The organism is Bacillus sp. NTK034 (assembly GCF_017303275.1).
Taxonomy (GTDB): domain Bacteria; phylum Bacillota; class Bacilli; order Bacillales; family Cytobacillaceae; genus Cytobacillus.
In genome coordinates this window covers 855,224-869,898 of record NZ_JAFKOJ010000002.1, presented here as the reverse complement: position 1 = coordinate 869,898, position 14,675 = coordinate 855,224, and the positions used below count along the sequence as shown (strand labels likewise).

Here is a 14,675-nt window from a genome sequence, read left to right as displayed (position 1 = left end):
CAGAGTCTTTGGATTCAGACATGGTATTTGAAGGAATTGTCAAGTTTGGACTGTTTTTAAATGAAAAAACCTCCCAAGCCGGGAGGTGAAAGTATTTATTCATTTAGAGCTTTTTCAAGGGCAGCAAGATTTTCGTTCATTAATGTAAAATACGTTTGGTTTTCTTTAATATTTTCTTCCGTCAGGACCGATAAATTATGAAGCATTAACGGTTTTGCGCCGATTTCCTTTTGCAGAGTTTCAGTCAGTCTCGAGCTGACATTCTGTTCAAAAAAGACATATTTCAAGTCATGTTCTTTTGCTTCCGCAATGATTTTCTGCAGTTCTTTCTGAGTAGGCTCGCTGGAAGAGTTTAACCCGGATACACTGATTTGATCCAAACCATATCGGTCTTCCCAATATCCATATGCTGCGTGTGAAACAATGAATTCCTTATGCACAGCATTTTGAACTGTCTGCTCAAAATCATTATGAAGATTATCGAGCTCCTCAGCAAGCTCCAAATAATTCTGTTCAAATTGCTCCTTCTGCTCAGGCATCTTTTCTACTAAAGCATCTTTAATTGATTCAGCCAATTCTTTGGAGTATAAAGGATCCAGCCAAACATGGGGGTCGATATCTCCATGGTTATGATCATGGCCCTCTTCGGATTCCCCTTCATGATCATGGCCCTCTTCAGATTCAGCACCGTGTTCATCAGCATGTTCTTCTTCATGCTCAGCTTCATCAGAATGTCCTTCGTCTTCATGGGCAGGATCATGATTTTCATCTGAGTGAACAAATTCGATATTTTCTCCTGCAGCGACCATTTTAACTTTTTCATTTTTCAATGTCTCTTTTGCATTTTCCACAAAGCCTTCAAGACCGAGTCCTATAAAAATAAAAAGATCTGAATCAGCCAGCTTCATCATATCTTTTTGTGATGGTTCAAAAGTGTGTTCATCCGATCCGGGAGGATAGATGGTTTCAACTTCTAACGCATCCCCTCCGATTCGTTCAGTAAAATATTGAAGCGGGTACACAGTTGTATAAACCTTAGTTTTATTGCTGCTGTTTTCCTCTGGCTTTTCCTCTGAGCATCCTGATAGAACAAGAGTTAGGCCTAGAATAAATACTAACCATTTCTTTGTCATTTTTTCTCCTCCTTTTATAAAACGTAGTTATTACGATTTAAAGCACGGACTATATTTTAGATAATGTTTATTAGGGCAGTTAATTCAGTTAATTGCCGCACTCAGCGTCCAGGTGATTAATAATACGTAATCATTACGATTTCACTTAGTTATCTTACAAAATATCCAGCTAAAAATCAAGGATAAAAATTTGTTTGAAGCTCAAGCTTTATGTATCATAAATATAGATGCCTGTTAAAGGTCATCATTAGTATTGACATCTTTTACTCAAGTATTGCAGCATTTATGCCTGCTTAAAGTAAAGGAATGTATAAAAGACAGGAGTGGAACAAATGAAACTTTTAGAAGAAATCTTAGACCATAATCAGCAATTTGTTGAAGAAAAAAAGTATGAAGAATTTGAAACAACGAAATTCCCTAATAAGAAAATGGTTATCTTGACTTGCATGGACACACGTTTAGTGGAGCTTCTGCCAAAAGCGCTCAATGTAAGAAACGGTGATGTGAAAATTATCAAAAATGCAGGTGCTTTAGTAACGCATCCGTTTGGCAGCATTATGAGAAGCATATTAGTAGCTGTTTACCAGCTGCAGGCGAAAGAAGTGTTTGTTATTGGCCATCATGACTGCGGGATGAGCGGAATGAAGGCTGATGCGGTTGTCAGTTGCATGAAGGAGAGAGGCATTACCGAGGATGCATTGGATACGATGACATACTCAGGAATTGCTGCAGAGGACTGGCTAAGAGGATTTGAAAATGTAGAGGATAGTGTATCCCATAGCGTCCATATGGTGAAAAAGCACCCCTTAATGCCTGCAGATGTGCCTGTGCATGGGCTTGTTATACATCCTGGCACAGGCAAGCTTGATCTGGTAGTGGACGGATACGAGGGTTAATTCTTTTTCTTTTTGTGCCATTCCTCCGGAACAAGGTCAACACCGCCTGGATGAAAGGGATGACATTTTAAAATCCGTTTTATAGTCAGCCAGCCGCCCTTTAGGGCGCCGAATCGCTTAACAGACTCCAGCCCATAATGGGAACAAGTCGGATAAAACCGGCATGTTGGTGGCTTCAGCGGGGAAATCACAATTTGATAGAAACGAAATATCAAAATCAATATTTTTTTGATCATGGCATTACCTTTCCTGGTTAAAACATATTTTCTTTTAAAATAACATATAATCGTGAAAACGTCATAATTTTCATATTAATTTGATGTATTTAGTCGGATATTGCGTTATAATAAAAGGAAAACTTTAGGGGAGTGTTTTGAATGCCTTCAGTAGAAAGTTTCGAATTGGACCACCACGCTGTTAAAGCTCCATATGTGAGGCACTGCGGTGTCCATAAAGTGGGAAGTGACGGTTTAGTTAACAAGTTTGATATCCGTTTCTGCCAGCCAAATAAGCAGGCGATGAAGCCGGATGTCATTCACACACTTGAGCATCTGCTTGCTTTTAATATCCGTACACATGCAGAGAAATATAATCATTTTGATATTATTGATATTTCCCCGATGGGCTGCCAGACAGGCTATTATCTAGTCGTTAGCGGAGAGCCTTCAGTTGAAGAAATAATCGATCTGCTTGAAGCTACAATGCAAGATGCGGTTGAAATAACCGAGATTCCTGCTGCAAATGAGAAGCAATGCGGACAGGCAAAACTTCATGATCTTGAAGGTGCAAAACGTCTTATGAGGTTCTGGCTGGATCAATCGAAGGATGAATTGAAACAGGTTTTTGCATAAAGAAAACGGGCTGACTGGTCAGCCCGTTTTATAATAAGATAAGTATAAAATTGTGTAAGTCGATAACTGCATTTTATAAAATCGGCGATAAAAGCCTTGAGATGGATTCTTTCAATTTGATTTTTAAGGCTCTATTTCTGTAATCTTCTGCAGTCAGGTTAGTTGATAGCTGGACATCTTCCTGAAAGCTCTCAGTCAGTTCTTTCGAAACATCCTCATCATATATAAAGGCATTTACCTCAAAATTGAGCCTGAAGCTTCTAACATCTATATTCGCGGTTCCTACCGAAGAAACCTTCTCGTCAACAATCAAGGTTTTTGCATGGATGAAGCCATTTTCATATATATAGATGTTCGCATTTACTTTTAACATTTCCCCTATATAGGAGTAGGTTGCCCAATAAACAAACATATGGTCAGGCTTGTTCGGTACCATAATGTTCACTTCCACCCCAGATAATGCAGCTATTTTCAATGCATCCAGGAGACTGGCGTCCGGGATGAAATAGGGGGTTTGGATATAAATAGATTTACGGGCTGATGAAACCATTTTTATATACCCATTTTTAATCTGTTCCCATTCCGAATCAGGCCCGCTGGTAACAATTTGCATCCCTACGCTATCACGAGACTCGGCCAGCGGAAAATACTCCGGAGCATAGTAAATATCATGGCGATGCGAAGCCTGGTTCCAGTCCAGGATAAAGCGGGTCTGCAGGGAATGGACAGCACTCCCCCTGATTCTTAAATGAGTATCACGCCAATATCCAAACTTTGGATTAAGCCCGAGATATTCATCCCCGACATTAAACCCGCCAACATATCCAATTCGGCCGTCAATAATGGCAATTTTGCGATGGTTCCGGTAATTAATTCTCAAGTTGATAAAGTGCAGCCGGGAAGGGAAAAAGGCTTCAATCTCCCCACCAGCCGCAATCAGCTCTTTAAACACCCTTTTATGCAGGCTTCTTGAGCCCAGTTCATCATAGAGAAGCCTTACTTTTACGCCTTCCCTTGCCTTTTCCGTCAAAAGATTGATTAAGCTTTTCCCCAGATTATCTCTCTTGAAGATATAATATTGCAGATGGATGTGATCGGCTGCATTTTTGATATCCTCCACAAGCGAATTAAACTTTTCTTTCCCATCTGTAAAAATCCTGACCTCGTTGTCCTGCGTCAACACCGCATCATTGTTGACAAGGTGCATATATATAAGGTCCTTGGAGTTTTTAATTATGTCATTTCGAAAATGGAAATCCTTTTCCTTGATTCCTCTGATCTGATTGTTCAGCAGTTCATCAATTCCAATCTTTTTACGGTCTTCCCATTGGAACATCTTTCTTCTGGTTAAATTCTGCCCAAAGAAGAGGTACATGAAAAAACCAAGAAGAGGGAGAAAGAACAAAACCATGAGCCATGCCCATGTGGCGCCTGCATCCCTTCGCTCCAGAAAGATAACAAAAACAGCCAGGATAATATTTAATACTAAAAATACTGTAAGCATCATGGAGTATATATCCATCTCAATGTCCTCTCCACATGTATGTTATTTCCGTCCATTTAAAAGGAAAACCTCCGGTTGTACGGAGGCTGTATATATAATAGCGTATGCTTATGAACGGTTTTGGTTATCTTCTTGCTCTTCTTTAGCCTCTTTTTGTCCCTGCTCGCTGTCAGGAAGCGGATCAACCGGGTCTACTGTATGCTTGAATTGGTAAGCTTTTGAAGTGGTAATAACGCTTAAAAGCAGTACCACGATCACAATGATAATCGATATGACTAATACCGTATACATTCTTCTCCCCCTTTTCTCTCCTCAATATTTTACCATGAAAGCAGCACTTTCATGAAAGATTTCGCGATGGCCAAGGCACAGGTTTGAATTTTGTTATTGTGGGTAATCTATTGTTGGGAGGATGATTTATATGAGTAAAGAATTAGTAAAAGCTGTTAACCAGCAAGTAGCAAACTGGACTGTTCTATATGTAAAGCTTCACAATTTCCATTGGTATATTAAAGGGAAAAACTTTTTTACCCTTCATGCAAAATTTGAAGAACTTTATAATGAAGCCAACGTACATGTAGATGAATTGGCTGAGAGAATCCTGGCTCTTGAGGCTAAGCCGGTTGCGACTATGAAGGAAGTTCTTGAAACCAGTTCCCTCGAAGAAGCGACAGGAAAAGAAAATGAGGAACAAATGGTCCAATCGGTCGTTGATGACTTTGAAAAAATGGTGGACGAGCTTCAGGAAGCAATTGAGCTTGCAGAAGAAGCCAAAGATGAAGGTACAGGCGACATGCTGATTGCTGTAAAGCAAAGTTTAAAGAAACATATCTGGATGCTAAAAGCATACCTTGGATAATAAACAAAGACTGGCTGGAAAGCTGGTCTTTTTATATGCAAAGAATAAAAGCGGAAGCGCCTTGCATAAGGAATGCCATAATAAAATAAAAAGCGGCTTATCGCCGCCTTCAAATAATATGGATAGTTAATTATTCGGATATGTATAGTTTAGTGTATGTTCCGGTGATGAATGATCGGGCTTCTGCGCTGGCCGTAATTCTCACTGGCAAATTTCCCTTTTAAGCTCTCAATCAAATAAAGCCCCATTAAATCATATAATTCCTGATTATCGAGATCCCTGATAATATTCAGCAGGTCTTCTCTGTCCATTTCTTCTAAGAAGGCAAAAGCGAGCATATCGATATCCTCTTCATCACCTGTCAGCTTATTCCTGTAAAGTTCATATAGCTCATCAATCAGTTTCATGATAACACCTCCTTAAAATATACTCCCGTTTTATATAGTATACTTAATTTAATACCCCTGATGCAGGAAAATATTCACCGCAGATAAATTGAGAAGCTGTTTCTCAATTATTTAACTTAGTATATGTAAGCTTATGAAGAATGATCTTAATTTCGTATAATTTTATCACAAATGTGGGATACGATAACTATAGAAATAAAAAAGTCATGATAAATAATGATAAAGTAACCGGTGTTGAAACAGCGTCACAGGAATGAAAAAAAAGGGGCTGACAGGATTGGAAGGTAATAAAAAGACGTATTATATCACGCTTGGTTCTGGGGAGATTTCACAAAGTGCCACTGGTTCAACATGGAATTTTAAAATAGAGGCGACAGATGATGAAATCATTGCCTTAAGGGAATATTTTGATCAGAACTACTCAACTGAGTGGCAGAATTTTTTCAGAGCCCATGTTCCTTATGTTCAATACCATTATGACCGTGAAAATGACGCTTATGATGATACAATGAAGAAAATATATGGAATGATTTATGATCTTGGAGATGATGAAGCAAGAAAACATATTGAAAGCATGGGGATCCTTACTGAAGAGGAACATAAATAAATAGCTGAGGCGAGTGCCTCAGCTTTTCTTACATTTCCATTTCTACAGCTGTATCAAGAACTTTTTGTGGAACGGCTATAGCCTCTACCTTATTATAGTTTGCATATTGGCCGTTCATGGTCTGCTTCATGGATATGGTCTGGCCTTCAGCCGTAATTTCCATTTCCATAATCATATTCAGCACGCTTGGATAAAAAGTTTCTTTATCAATCACGATTTCGTATTCCACGCCGTTAATTTTCATGTTATCAAGCATTTCTCCGTTGGCTGCCAGTTCAGGCGGAAGTGTTTCTGCTGCTGTTTCCTTCACAAAATCATTGAATTTTTCTCCATCGGCTTTCAGTTTTAGAATATAGCTTTTTGCATCCTGTTCAAACGTAAAGTCGTCCACGAACTCCTGCAATTTCTTTAGTTCTTCACCAGGATTTGTCTGCTGGCTGGACATTTGAAGCAAATCATCCGACATTTCTTTAGGGAACTTCATCCACTGCTTACCGGCTGCATCATAAAGGAACATGCCTTCTTCAGTAAAATAGCTTTCAATATCATACGATTCTTCTGTTCCGTCCATCGACATAGTCATTTTTTGGTAGAAGGCCATCGGATCTGTTGTAACATCCATATCAATGGCAGAATCGATATTCATATTTTCCCCTTCAGTGCCTGAGCTCATTTCCTGCCTCATATCCATATTTACCGAGAAGCTTTTTAGCTCTTCTGAAGCTTCGGTAGATTTCGTTAAAACTTCCTCCAGTGTCAATTCTGAAGCTTCTTCTGTTTTTGTCTCTTCCTTGCCCGTGCCGCCAGCAGATTCATTAACAGGTTTGGCTGTTTCATTGCACGCAGCCAGCATTAGAATCATCAAGAAGCCAGTAAGGATTGCAAGGGATTTTTTCAAGGTATACACTCCTCTATTTAGGTTAGTCAGCTAATTTTACGGAGAAAAAAGGAAAAAAGTTTCAAAAATATGTAATTTGATACTTTAGCCCCAGAAGTTTTTAAATATATGATTTACCTTTATAATGATAACATCAGAATTTAATTATCGAGTGAGGGAAAAGTATGGAAAACTTTTTGGATGAGAACGGCGGGGAAGTGCGATTTTCTTTTAATAAACGAGCTTTTGGAACCGATCCAAAACATGTTCTGGTCATTTGCCGCTATGGCGATCAATGGCTGCTGACGAATCACAAAAAGCGGGGGTGGGAATTTCCGGGAGGCAAGAGAGAAGAGGGGGAGTCTCTTGAAGAGGCAGCCAGAAGAGAAGTTTATGAGGAAACAGGAGCAGACTTAAAGAGTTTACATTTTATTGGTGAATATGAAGTTAATTTGGGTACAGAGCGTTTTGTCAAAGCCATTTTTTTCGCAGAGGTGAAAAGCCTTAACAAAACGGATCAATATTTTGAAACAAACGGTCCCATTCTGACAGCTGGAAACTTGCTGGAAGACAGGTGGAGCAGTCAATACAGTTTTATCATGAAGGATAAAGTAGTTGAAAAGAGCCTCGAAAAAATCATGCAGGGAAAGTAAAAAAACGGCATTATCGCTGCCGTTTTTATTATGAACCATTTTTTATCAGTTTTCGCTCGAGCAGTTCGACCAGCTGATACATCACTGTTGCAAAAATAGCAATTACCAGCAATGACAGCATGACAAGGGTAAAGTTGAAGACTTGGAAGCCGTAAATAATCATGTATCCGAGACCTTTTGAGGATACAAGGAATTCCCCGACAATAACACCGACCCATGATAGACCGACATTCACCTTTAAAGTTGAGATGATGGTTGGGAATGAAGCTGGCAAAATAGCTTCCCTGAAGATTTGAAATCGGTTTGCCCCAAAGGTTTGAAGCACCTTAATGTAATTAGGGTCAACTTCTTTAAAAGATGTATACACGACAATGGTTGTGATGATGATGGAAATAATCGCGCCCATTGCTACGATGGAAGTAAAGCTGGGGCCTAATGCGACGATTAATATCGGGCCAAGTGCAACCTTTGGCATTGAATTCAGGACAACCAAATAGGGGTCCGCTATTTTTGAAAGCAGCGGTGACCACCAGAGGATGGCTGCAAGCAATGTGCCTAGAAAAGTGCCCAATATGAATCCAAATACGGTTTCTGACAAAGTGTAGCCTAAATCCACCATCAAGGTCCCATCCTGGATTTTGGTTAAAAATAATCCCCATACTTTTGAGGGCGCACTGAAAATCAGCGGGTCAATCCATTGCTTCTGGCTTGCCAGCTCCCATCCCGAAAAAAACACGATAAAGATGACAGCCTGATAGAAGCGTACCCATTTTTTTTCACGGTTCAGCGACTGGATATATTTCTGGTGGAGGAATTTAACGTTCTCCTGCGGGCTCAAGGGACTCCAGCTCCTTCCATATAGTTTGAAAAATCGCTGGATATGCTTCATGATTTCTTGCGTTAAAGGGAGTTTGATCTCTTAATTCTTTTGGTATTACAAACGTTTTATGAAGCTGTCCGGGTCTCGCGGAAAAGAGAAAAACGCGATCACTCATGCTGATTGCCTCACCAATATCATGGGTAACCAGTATGGCTGTTTTTCCAAATGATTTGAGCGTGTTAGAGACCAAATCCTCAAGCTTCAGCTTGGTTTGATAATCTAATGCGGAAAAGGGTTCATCAAGCATGAGCAGCTTTGGTTCAGTTGCAAGTGTTCTTACAAGGGCAACACGCTGGCGCATTCCGCCAGAAAGCTGCTTTGGAAACTGTGACTCTACACCTTTTAATCCCATCTCCTGAAGGAGCTGCAGTGCATAAGCTTTTTTGTCGGGAGTAAGGCTGTTCCCGATTTTCAGCCCCAGCAGGATATTTTCTTCAATCGTTTTCCAGGGAAAAAGATAATCCTGCTGCAGCATATAGCCAATTTCATTTTCTGCCGTTTCAACGCGCTTTCCTTCAAGTGCTACAGTGCCTTCTGTGGGTTCAAACAGGCCTGCTATGATGGAAAGCAAAGTTGTCTTGCCGCATCCGCTTGGGCCGAGGAAGGAAACAAATTCTCCTTCCTCCACTTCAAGCGAAATATCGGAGAGGGCCGTTACAGCAGAGGTTTTCGTAAAATAAGTGTGGTGGACAGCATCTACCTTTAGAAAATTCATGTCGGCCTCCTCTTTCGTTTATTTACTTCATTACACCTTCAGCGATTTCTGTGTTGACAAGTGTGTCATGCTCTATGCGCTTAGGGAGCTCTCCTGCTTCGTCCATGATGTTCTGCAGGTTTTCCCATTCTTCAGTGTCCAGGATAGGATCTGCTGCAAAGGACCCCTGGCTCTTATAGCGGTCTACTACCATCTCAATGATTTCAAGCTCGGTATTGTCGAAATATCCTTGAATGGTTTCTGCCGTTTCTTTCGCACTATGTGTTTCAACCCATTGCTGTGCTTTATAAATCGCTCTTGTGAATTTTTCGACTGTCTCTTTATTTTCATCAATATAGCTTTGTTTTGTCATGAATGTGGTATATGGTACATGACCGGACTCTGTTCCGAAAGAAGCTACGATATAGCCTTTGCCTTCTTTTTCAAAAACACTGGCAGTCGGCTCGAACAGCTGAACAAACTCGCCTGTTCCTGAAGCGAAGGCCGGAGCGATATTGGCATAATCAATATTTTGAATCAAGTCCATATCTTCGTGAGGATCAATTCCATGCTTTTTCAAAACAAACTCGCCAACCATCTGCGGCATGCCGCCTTTGCGCTGACCCAGGAATGTTTTGCCTTTTAGCATATCCCATGAAAAGTTATCGATTTTTTTGCGGGAAACAAGAAATGTTCCATCCGTTTGAGTGAGCTGTGCAAAGTTAATGACCGGATCGTTGGAGCCCTGAGCCGAAACGTAAATGGAAGTTTCGGAACCTACAAGTGCAACATCAGCGCTATCCGACAGCAGAGCAGTCATCGTTTTATCTCCGCCTGCTGTAGTTGTAAGCTCTACTTTAAGCCCTTCTTCTTCAAAGAAACCCTTTTCAAGGGCTACATATTGCGGAGCATAGAAGATGGAGCGTGTCACTTCGGCAATACGGACCTTTTGCATTTCATCCTTGCCGCAAGCGGCCAAAGGAACAATAAGTATCGCTGTAAGCAAAAGAAGCATGCTTACTTTCATCCATTTTTTCATAAGCCATAAGACCTCCCTTATGCTAAAAAAGTCAGATTTAAAAGCCTAGGATATCGTATGAAAATCGAAAAAATGTGTGAATGCCCATGGAAACATTTTTAGGCGGAGTTCATAAAGCTCATACTATTAGTCGTATTCAGATTTACTTCAGAGGGAGATGAGGACATGGAATTCCTAAATGGCCAAGTCATAACTAAACAGAGATTTCCTTCGCCAAATCCGGCAATCGAATTATCTGTTGTCACATATTATGCAAACGGATTACATATAAAAGGCCTGCTGGCAGAGCCAAAGGGGGAGGAACAATATGATGGGTTTCTATACCTAAGAGGAGGCATAAAAAATGTCGGGAAAGTAAGGCCTTCCAGGATTATCCAGTTTGCATGTGAAGGCTTTATTGTATTCGCGCCTTTTTACAGAGGCAACCAAGGGGGAGATGGTAACGAAGATTTTGCAGGGGAGGACAGACAGGACGCATTTGCCGCTTTTACTCTTCTTCAGGAGCATGCCCGGGTAAAAAGAGTCCATATTTTTGGCTTTTCCCGTGGTGGCGTAATGGCATTGCTTACTGCAATCGAGTTTCCTGAAGCCGCGTCCATTGTTACATGGGGAGGGGTCAGTGATATGTTTCTCACCTATGTGGAGCGAAAGGATCTCCGGAGAATGATGAAACGTGTAATAGGAGGAACCCCGACTAAGTTTCCGGAACGGTATAAATATCGCACCCCGCTTTTTCAGCTGGAGCAGCTGCAGGCCCCCGTCTTAATTATTCATGGAGAACAGGACCATAATGTTTCGGTGGAGCATTCCTATCGCCTGGAAAAAAGGCTCAAGGCTCTAAAAAAAGAAGTGGGCAGCTGGTATTTCCCTGAATATACCCACTACTTTCCGCCAGACGTGAACCGGAAGACGGTAGAGGATTTATGCGCGTGGATGAAAAGCAAAGGGCAGATGAAATTAAGGACTTTCAGAGCGCAATAAGGTGGGGTAAAATAGAGAAAAGGATATTAAAAATGAAGGAGAGATACCAATGGGTATGCCTTTAGAGCTGAACACAATGATCGTGACAAAGGGCAGGGAGAACAGACTTGATGAGAATTTCTTTTCACTTGTCAAAGACGGGTACAGATTATATCCGCTCGATATTCCGGTCGAGGTAAAAAGAACAATTGAAGGCGACCTGAACGGTATGGGTGTCATCAGAAAAGTGGTATGGGAAAACAGTCAGACCCTTATAACCTACCAGCTTGTTTCTCTAAACTCAACAAACTAAAGAGCGCCTGGACTTAGTCCGGCGTTTTTTTGTTCGAAATGTTTCTGTAAATTGCAAGTGAGAATAGTGCTTTTAAAATTAGGGGAGGAAAAAGAGCCCGAAAGGAACTAAACAGTGGGAATAATGCCGCTGATCGAGGACTAGGGGTCGCGAAGGGAGCTAAACAGAGGGAATAGTGCCACTGAGCGGGAACAAGTCGTCGCGAAGGGAACTAAACAGAGGGAATAGTGCCACCGAGCAAGGACTAGGGGTTGCGAAAGGACCTAAACAGAAGGAATCGTGTCACTGAGAGATGGAAAAAGAGTGCGAAAGGAACAAGTCGAAGCGCACAGTGTCGATCAACGATTATAAGTCTGCATGTAAGAAACTTATCGTTCGAGCGGGCTGACTTCCAAAATAATATAGAAAAGGAATTGCCGCTAAAAGCGGCAATTCCTTTTCTATATTATGCGATTGGTCCGCCTTTTTCTTCGATTTCAGAAGAAACGCTTGTGAATTTCTTGAAGTTTTCACGGAATTTTGCAGCGAGTTCTTTTGCTTTTGCTTCATAAGCAGCCTGATCTGCCCAAGTTTTGTTTGGCTGAAGAACTTCGTCAGGCACACCCGTAACGTGCTGCGGAATTTCCAATCCGAAAATTTCGTCCTTGACTGTTTCTACATTGTTTAGTTCACCTTCAAGTGCAGCTTCCACCATAGCTCGAGTGTAAGCAAGTTTCATGCGTTCACCGACTCCGTACTCTCCGCCAGTCCATCCTGTGTTTACAAGGAAGACTTTAGCATTATGCTCATCGATTTTCTCGCCAAGCATTTCAGCATAACGGTTTGCAGGAAGCGGAAGGAAAGGTGATCCAAAGCATGTAGAGAACGTAGCCTGCGGTGAGGTAATGCCGCGCTCAGTTCCTGCAAGCTTGGAAGTATAGCCGCTTAAGAAATGGTACATTGCCTGCTCTTTTGATAGTTTAGAGATTGGAGGCAATACGCCAAATGCGTCAGCTGTTAAAAATACAATTGTATTAGGATGTCCGGCAATGCTTGGGTCAACAATATTATCGATTGCCTGAAGCTGGTATGCCGCACGTGTATTTTCAGTTAATGTGCTGTCATCGTAATCAGCAACCCGAGTTTCGCTGTTTACCACCACATTTTCCAATACAGCCCCAAAGCGGATAGCATCAAAAATTTGCGGTTCTTTCTCACGGGATAAGTTAATGCATTTCGCATAGCAGCCGCCTTCAATATTGAATACACCATTTGCAGACCAGCCATGCTCGTCATCACCAATCAGCTTGCGATTAGGGTCTGCAGATAAGGTTGTTTTCCCTGTTCCGGATAAGCCGAAGAATAAAGCGACATCTCCTTCGCGGCCAACGTTCGCGGAGCAGTGCATCGGAAGAATCCCGTTTTCTGGAAGCATATAGTTCATAACAGAGAAAATGGACTTTTTCATTTCGCCTGCATATTCAGTACCGCCAATTAAAACAGTGCGGCGCTCGAATGAAATGATGATGAATGTTTCGGACTTAGTGCCGTCAACTGCAGGGTCTGCTTTGAAATTAGGAGCAGAAATGACTGTGAACTCTGATTGATGATCCAATAGCTCGTCTTCTGCCGGACGAATGAATAACTGATGTGCGAAAAGATTGTGCCAGGCATATTCATTAATTACCTGGATTGGCATGCGGTGCTTTTTATCAGCACCTGCGAAGCCTTTGAAAACAAATACTTCTTCTTTTTCTTTTAAGTAGTTGATTACTTTATTATAAAGATTAGAGAATGCTTCTTCAGAGATAGGCTGGTTTACGCTACCCCAGTCCATTTTATCTTTGTTTGATGCTTCTTCAACAATGTATTTATCTTTAGGGGAACGTCCTGTATACTTTCCTGTAGTAGCGCGTACGGCACCAGTAGAGGTAAGGGACCCTTCATTGCGGTTTAATACTTTTTCCACAAGCTGAGGAACGGATAATTGCACTTGAATGTTGCTGCCATTTAGTAATTCGCTCAATTCGTTTGATATGCTTACAGAGTTCATCTGATGAATACCTTCCTTTTTCCCGATTTTTTTATGAAAGTGATTACATCTCGAAATTAGTATAACACATTAAAATGATTAGTCTATACTATTACGAAATTTTTTTATTCATGTTATAAAAATGTCATAATTGGACAAGTAATCCACTTTAATCACCTTATAACTGGTATATGTTAATATAGAAGAAAGTGTTAATTTTAACATGGGACTGATCTAAAATGAAGACAATTGCCCTCTATGATGGAACTTGTTCCTTATGCAAGGAAACAAAGAAGATGTTTAAAAAACTCGATTGGCTGAATAAAGTGGAATGGATTTCTCTGCAGGAGTATGAAAAAATCCCGAACTCGCTCTCGTTTTCCAAGATTGATTTGCGCAGAGAGCTTCATATTATTACCCCATCGGGTGGCGTGAAAAGGGGTTATTCTGCAGTAAGGAGACTGCTGTTCCTCTTTCCTGCATCCTTTTTAATCGGCCTCCTTTTATATCTCCCATTGACGCCAATGCTGGGCGATCCGATCTATAAATGGATTGCTAAAAACAGGCATAAATTTCTAAAGAAAAAATGTGACGACGGAAGCTGTTCGCTGTAAGCATGGAGCATAATCTTAAATGCTTAAAACTTACAGTGAAAAATAATGAAAATCTGTTGACATGATTCGATAAAATACGGTATGATTCAACCTTGAACGGATACTCTCTTATCCCGAGCTGGTGGAGGGACAGGCCCTATGAAACCCAGCAACCTGCTAAAGGCAATAATCAGCAAAGGTGCTAACCTGACGCAAGGACGTAATTCCTTGAACGATAAGAGTGAAAGGCGCGAATCGATTTGCTTTCAACCTTTTCACTAATGGGAAGGTTTTTTATTTTTTATCCAGCTCCAGCACCCAGCCCCTCGAGGTCATAAGCCATTCCCTTGCAGAAGGCAAAGAACGCCTTCTTCCAGGGACTGTCTTATGCTTGTCGG

General features: G+C 41.1%; 18 protein-coding genes and 1 riboswitch. Of the genes, 8 read left to right on the top strand and 10 right to left on the bottom strand.

Annotated elements, in window-relative coordinates; all coding sequences use genetic code 11:
- Positions 1 to 95 precede the first annotated feature (95 nt).
- Positions 96 to 1,133, bottom strand: a complete 1,038-nt coding sequence (locus tag JI665_RS10570; RefSeq protein ID WP_206839245.1) for a metal ABC transporter substrate-binding protein — start codon at positions 1,131 to 1,133, stop codon at positions 96 to 98.
- A 332-nt stretch (positions 1,134 to 1,465) separates the two neighbouring features.
- Here JI665_RS10570 and JI665_RS10565 point away from each other — a divergent pair, with 332 nt between their 5' ends.
- Complete coding sequence (locus tag JI665_RS10565; RefSeq protein WP_206839243.1) at positions 1,466 to 2,029, top strand: beta-class carbonic anhydrase; 564 nt, start codon at positions 1,466 to 1,468, stop codon at positions 2,027 to 2,029.
- Here the strand turns inward: JI665_RS10565 and yidD are convergent.
- Entirely contained in the window at positions 2,026 to 2,265 is a 240-nt protein-coding gene (gene yidD / locus JI665_RS10560; protein ID WP_206839241.1) for a membrane protein insertion efficiency factor YidD, read from the bottom strand. The two genes, JI665_RS10565 and yidD, sit on opposite strands and share 4 nt — an antisense overlap.
- 141 nt (positions 2,266 to 2,406) lie before the next feature.
- On the opposite strand from yidD, the gene JI665_RS10555 reads away from it, so the two are divergent.
- Positions 2,407 to 2,880: an S-ribosylhomocysteine lyase gene (locus JI665_RS10555; RefSeq protein WP_206839240.1), complete on the top strand. Its 474-nt coding sequence runs from the start codon at positions 2,407 to 2,409 to the stop codon at positions 2,878 to 2,880.
- A 73-nt stretch (positions 2,881 to 2,953) separates the two neighbouring features.
- Here JI665_RS10555 and cls read toward each other — a convergent pair whose 3' ends face one another.
- A complete protein-coding gene (gene cls / locus JI665_RS10550) occupies positions 2,954 to 4,402 on the bottom strand; it encodes a cardiolipin synthase (RefSeq protein ID WP_206839238.1) in 1,449 nt (482 codons plus the stop codon).
- Positions 4,403 to 4,492: 90 nt separating this feature from the next.
- Complete coding sequence (ytzI, locus tag JI665_RS10545) at positions 4,493 to 4,675, bottom strand: YtzI protein (protein ID WP_206839237.1); 183 nt, start codon at positions 4,673 to 4,675, stop codon at positions 4,493 to 4,495.
- Positions 4,676 to 4,805: 130 nt separating this feature from the next.
- Between ytzI and JI665_RS10540 the strand changes: the two genes are divergently transcribed.
- Positions 4,806 to 5,243, top strand: coding sequence for a Dps family protein (locus JI665_RS10540; RefSeq protein WP_206839236.1), 438 nt, complete (start codon positions 4,806 to 4,808; stop codon positions 5,241 to 5,243).
- Between the two features lie 149 nt (positions 5,244 to 5,392).
- Here the strand turns inward: JI665_RS10540 and JI665_RS10535 are convergent, their stop codons facing one another.
- On the bottom strand, positions 5,393 to 5,650 hold the full coding sequence (locus tag JI665_RS10535) for a DUF6154 family protein (RefSeq protein WP_053434021.1): 258 nt from the start codon (positions 5,648 to 5,650) through the stop codon (positions 5,393 to 5,395).
- 277 nt (positions 5,651 to 5,927) lie between these two features.
- Here JI665_RS10535 and JI665_RS10530 point away from each other — a divergent pair, with 277 nt between their 5' ends.
- A complete protein-coding gene (locus JI665_RS10530; protein ID WP_243505549.1) occupies positions 5,928 to 6,257 on the top strand; it encodes a hydrolase in 330 nt (109 codons plus the stop codon).
- Positions 6,258 to 6,285: 28 nt separating this feature from the next.
- Here the strand turns inward: JI665_RS10530 and JI665_RS10525 are convergent, their stop codons facing one another.
- Entirely contained in the window at positions 6,286 to 7,164 is an 879-nt protein-coding gene (locus JI665_RS10525; RefSeq protein ID WP_206839234.1) for a DUF6612 family protein, read from the bottom strand.
- A gap of 155 nt (positions 7,165 to 7,319) precedes the next feature.
- Between JI665_RS10525 and ytkD the strand changes: the two genes are divergently transcribed.
- Positions 7,320 to 7,787 carry an RNA deprotection pyrophosphohydrolase gene (ytkD, locus tag JI665_RS10520; RefSeq protein WP_206839233.1) on the top strand — a complete coding sequence of 156 codons (468 nt, stop codon included), beginning with the start codon at positions 7,320 to 7,322 and terminating at the stop codon, positions 7,785 to 7,787.
- Positions 7,788 to 7,815: 28 nt separating this feature from the next.
- Here the strand turns inward: ytkD and JI665_RS10515 are convergent, their stop codons facing one another.
- The 3 genes from JI665_RS10515 to JI665_RS10505 are packed head-to-tail and all read right to left on the bottom strand — an operon-like array spanning position 7,816 to position 10,400.
- Positions 7,816 to 8,625 (bottom strand): ABC transporter permease, encoded by an 810-nt coding sequence (locus tag JI665_RS10515; protein WP_206839232.1) that lies wholly within the window; start codon positions 8,623 to 8,625, stop codon positions 7,816 to 7,818.
- Complete coding sequence (locus JI665_RS10510; protein WP_206839231.1) at positions 8,603 to 9,382, bottom strand: ABC transporter ATP-binding protein; 780 nt, start codon at positions 9,380 to 9,382, stop codon at positions 8,603 to 8,605. The genes JI665_RS10515 and JI665_RS10510 overlap by 23 nt, the downstream gene beginning before the upstream one ends.
- Positions 9,383 to 9,404: 22 nt before the next feature.
- Positions 9,405 to 10,400, bottom strand: a complete 996-nt coding sequence (locus JI665_RS10505; RefSeq protein WP_206839229.1) for an ABC transporter substrate-binding protein — start codon at positions 10,398 to 10,400, stop codon at positions 9,405 to 9,407.
- A gap of 165 nt (positions 10,401 to 10,565) precedes the next feature.
- Between JI665_RS10505 and JI665_RS10500 the strand changes: the two genes are divergently transcribed.
- A complete protein-coding gene (locus JI665_RS10500; RefSeq protein ID WP_206839227.1) occupies positions 10,566 to 11,381 on the top strand; it encodes an alpha/beta hydrolase family protein in 816 nt (271 codons plus the stop codon).
- Positions 11,382 to 11,430: 49 nt separating this feature from the next.
- Positions 11,431 to 11,673: a DUF2584 domain-containing protein gene (locus JI665_RS10495; protein ID WP_206839226.1), complete on the top strand. Its 243-nt coding sequence runs from the start codon at positions 11,431 to 11,433 to the stop codon at positions 11,671 to 11,673.
- Between the two features lie 445 nt (positions 11,674 to 12,118).
- Here the strand turns inward: JI665_RS10495 and pckA are convergent, their stop codons facing one another.
- Positions 12,119 to 13,705 (bottom strand): phosphoenolpyruvate carboxykinase (ATP), encoded by a 1,587-nt coding sequence (pckA, locus tag JI665_RS10490; protein ID WP_206839224.1) that lies wholly within the window; start codon positions 13,703 to 13,705, stop codon positions 12,119 to 12,121.
- Between the two features lie 218 nt (positions 13,706 to 13,923).
- Between pckA and JI665_RS10485 the strand changes: the two genes are divergently transcribed.
- A complete protein-coding gene (locus JI665_RS10485; RefSeq protein ID WP_206839222.1) occupies positions 13,924 to 14,298 on the top strand; it encodes a thiol-disulfide oxidoreductase DCC family protein in 375 nt (124 codons plus the stop codon).
- A gap of 105 nt (positions 14,299 to 14,403) precedes the next feature.
- A riboswitch (SAM riboswitch) is annotated at positions 14,404 to 14,519 on the top strand.
- The last annotated feature ends 156 nt before the right edge of the window (positions 14,520 to 14,675 follow it).

What these genes read in the sequence shown, in the direction of transcription:
- JI665_RS10570 (WP_206839245.1), bottom strand. Translation starts at nt 1,133, where the DNA reads ATGACAAAGAAATGGTTAGTATTTATTCTAGGCCTAACTCTTGTTCTA.
- JI665_RS10565 (WP_206839243.1), top strand. Translation starts at nt 1,466, where the DNA reads ATGAAACTTTTAGAAGAAATCTTAGACCATAATCAGCAATTTGTTGAA.
- yidD (WP_206839241.1), bottom strand. Translation starts at nt 2,265, where the DNA reads ATGATCAAAAAAATATTGATTTTGATATTTCGTTTCTATCAAATTGTG.
- JI665_RS10555 (WP_206839240.1), top strand. Translation starts at nt 2,407, where the DNA reads ATGCCTTCAGTAGAAAGTTTCGAATTGGACCACCACGCTGTTAAAGCT.
- cls (WP_206839238.1), bottom strand. Translation starts at nt 4,402, where the DNA reads ATGGATATATACTCCATGATGCTTACAGTATTTTTAGTATTAAATATT.
- ytzI (WP_206839237.1), bottom strand. Translation starts at nt 4,675, where the DNA reads ATGTATACGGTATTAGTCATATCGATTATCATTGTGATCGTGGTACTG.
- JI665_RS10540 (WP_206839236.1), top strand. Translation starts at nt 4,806, where the DNA reads ATGAGTAAAGAATTAGTAAAAGCTGTTAACCAGCAAGTAGCAAACTGG.
- JI665_RS10535 (WP_053434021.1), bottom strand. Translation starts at nt 5,650, where the DNA reads ATGAAACTGATTGATGAGCTATATGAACTTTACAGGAATAAGCTGACA.
- ytkD (WP_206839233.1), top strand. Translation starts at nt 7,320, where the DNA reads ATGGAAAACTTTTTGGATGAGAACGGCGGGGAAGTGCGATTTTCTTTT.
- JI665_RS10510 (WP_206839231.1), bottom strand. Translation starts at nt 9,382, where the DNA reads ATGAATTTTCTAAAGGTAGATGCTGTCCACCACACTTATTTTACGAAA.
- JI665_RS10505 (WP_206839229.1), bottom strand. Translation starts at nt 10,400, where the DNA reads ATGAAAAAATGGATGAAAGTAAGCATGCTTCTTTTGCTTACAGCGATA.
- JI665_RS10500 (WP_206839227.1), top strand. Translation starts at nt 10,566, where the DNA reads ATGGAATTCCTAAATGGCCAAGTCATAACTAAACAGAGATTTCCTTCG.
- JI665_RS10495 (WP_206839226.1), top strand. Translation starts at nt 11,431, where the DNA reads ATGGGTATGCCTTTAGAGCTGAACACAATGATCGTGACAAAGGGCAGG.
- pckA (WP_206839224.1), bottom strand. Translation starts at nt 13,705, where the DNA reads ATGAACTCTGTAAGCATATCAAACGAATTGAGCGAATTACTAAATGGC.
- JI665_RS10485 (WP_206839222.1), top strand. Translation starts at nt 13,924, where the DNA reads ATGAAGACAATTGCCCTCTATGATGGAACTTGTTCCTTATGCAAGGAA.